Raw genomic sequence first — 1,778 nt, 5'->3', positions numbered from 1 at the left:
CGCTGGCCACGAGGTCTCCGGTACTTGGCTCTTCTTGGTCGTTGAACCAACTACCGGAGACCTCTACTTTTCACGATCATCGACACGCCGCAAGCCCCAAAGATCCTTATGAAACACGGCCTAACGCCAACACCTCTCCGACTGGAACAATGAGCTGACCTGATCGAGTCGGCGTGCGGATTTTCCGCAAAAACCTCCTTACGTCAATTGATATTGTAAACGCTGTGGGTCACCGCTGAAATGATCTTCGGCATTGTGAGGCCTTGATTCAGTAAGCGCTGCAGTAGTGTTTGGGCGGGCAGTGGCCGGTCAGCAGGTCGTGCGCATCCAGGCGCGTGCTCGCGCAGATGCGATTCCGCCCCCTGTGATGCGGGGAAACCAGCTCAGCGCGCGCTGAGCTACCATCAGCGCCGCCTGACTGATGACCGAGGGTGGACAACGGCCTGCTGGGATCGTCGAGCGGCGGAAACGACGTCTGACCTTGCCGTGTTCAAGCCCGTAGGGGCGCCCGTAACGATTTCCCGGCCGCTTGTGTCGGTGGTCTCAACGGACGGCCTCAGCGCGAGGCTATCCCGACCTCACGATCCACCGTGATGCACATAACCCCTCCCGCTTCCCGCCGGCCTTGCGATCGTCCGCGCCCATGGAGTCTTTGGGGGCGGCCCGTGTCGGCGAGTGCCTCGGCTCGTTCGGCTGCTGGCTGAATCCAGGGCAATCACCGCAATGAGTACTAAGGTGGTAACAAGGCGGAGCAACCGCCGGAGCCCGACGAGGTCGCCCACGCAAATCCATGCCACGGCCGGCAGTCGCCGACTCAGTACGCCGGACGACGTCGCGCGGTGATCACACCGCCCGTTCCGTGGAACGCGTGGGGTCTACCTGGGGGCATCATGGCCGACGGCCGTACACCCGCTGATCGAGCGCGGCTCGGACGAGCCCGTGCGCACCGCCGACAAAGTGCTCTCTGACAGCGGCCGACGATGGCCACGTCCCAGGAACTCCTAACGGCAATCCGATGCGGGTCATTGCCGATTCGGACGATCTGGTCACGCTCATCCGGCATATCCCGCTCCGCCAGGAGGCTTGACATGTTCGAGAAGTTCACCGAGCAAGCGAGGCGTGTTGTCGTCCTGGCTCAGGAAGAGGCCAGGACACTCAACCACAACTTCATTGGTACTGAGCACATTCTTCTAGGTTTGATCCACGAAGGTGAGGGCGTGGCCGCCAAGGCTCTGGCAAGTCTGGGCGTCAGCCTTGAGGGTGTGCGCCTGCAGGTCGAGGAGATCATCGGCCAGGGCTTGCCGGCTGAGTCTGAGCACATTCCGTTCACCTTGCGGGCAAAGAGAGTCCTTGAGCTGGCGGCCCGTGAGGCTTTGCAGCTGGGTCACGACTACATCAGCACCGAGCACATCCTGCTCGGGCTCGTCCGTGAGGGCGAGGGTGTGGCCGCCCAGGTGCTGGTCAAGCTTGAGGCCGATCCTGTACGTGTCCGACATTGGGTTCTCCAGTCGCTGTCCGGCCGGGGCAGCGACGAGACAGCGGCGACCCACCTTTTCCAGGAGTCGGTCCGGCCGATCTCAGGGATGCTCGATCAGTTCGGCCGCAATCTGACCCAGGCGGCCCGCGAGGGCAAGCTGGATCCGGTCATCGGCCGTGAGAAGGAGATCGAGCGGGTCATGCAGGTCCTCTCCCGGAGGACCAAGAACAACCCGGTTCTCATCGGCGAGCCCGGCGTCGGCAAGACCGCCGTCGTCGAGGGCCTGTCGCAGAAGATCGTC

Annotated in this window: 1 protein-coding gene; it reads left to right on the top strand. The window is 62.9% G+C overall.

The features are described 5' to 3' along the window. Nucleotides 1–1,088: 1,088 nt before the first annotated feature. Nucleotides 1,089–1,778, top strand: a 690-nt coding sequence (locus tag ACFKCF_RS61525; protein WP_394506770.1) for a Clp protease N-terminal domain-containing protein, incomplete at its 3' end; no start/stop codon positions are given.

Origin of the sequence: Nonomuraea sp. JJY05, from assembly GCF_043496855.1 — a bacterium.
Lineage (GTDB): Bacteria > Actinomycetota > Actinomycetes > Streptosporangiales > Streptosporangiaceae > Nonomuraea.
This window is presented reverse-complemented; position numbering and strand designations above follow the sequence as displayed.